Source organism: Marinitenerispora sediminis (assembly GCF_003336425.1).
GTDB lineage: Bacteria > Actinomycetota > Actinomycetes > Streptosporangiales > Streptosporangiaceae > Marinitenerispora > Marinitenerispora sediminis.
This window is the reverse complement of the sequence record NZ_QEIO01000349.1, coordinates 1-579: the sequence shown is the minus strand read 5'-3', so window position 1 is coordinate 579 and position 579 is coordinate 1. Positions and strand designations below refer to the sequence as shown.

1 pseudogene is annotated in these 579 nt (G+C 75.0%); it reads right to left on the bottom strand.

The annotated features are described in order from the left end of the window. Positions 1-139 precede the first annotated feature (139 nt). A pseudogene (locus DEF28_RS26745) lies at positions 140-579 on the bottom strand (ABC transporter ATP-binding protein); the annotation flags it as partial.

The window sequence follows — 579 nt, the reverse complement described above, 5'->3', positions numbered from 1 at the left end:
GCGGGGTGGAGCAGTTCGGTAGCTCGCTGGGCTCATAACCCAGAGGTCGCAGGTTCAAATCCTGTCCCCGCTACCAAGCCGGAGGCCCGGTGCTCATCGCGAGCACCGGGCCTCCGTCGTTTCCACGGGCGGCTGGCCCCTACCGCGTGCGGCCGCCGGCGATGGTGACCACGCGGTCCGCCCGGGCGGCGACCTCGGGGTCGTGCGTCACCACGATCACGGCCGCCCCCCGGTCGGCCGCCTGCCCCAGCAGCCGGTCCATGCCCAGTTCGCTGCTGGCGGTGTCCAGGGCGCCCGTGGGCTCGTCGGCGAGGATCAGCGGGGGGTGCGGCTGAGCGCCCGCGCCAGCGCGACACGCTGCTGCTCACCGCCGGAGAGCTGGTGCGGTCGCGAGTGCAGCCGGTGGCCCAGTCCCACGGACCGGAGCAGGTCGGCCGCCGCGGCGCGGCGGCGCCGGAGGGGGACGCCGGCCAGGAGCATGGGCACGCAGACATTGGCCACAGCGGTCCGGCGCTCCAGCAGGTGGAACTGCTGGAAGACGAACCCGATCCCGTCGTTGCGCAGCCGGGCCCGCCCGCC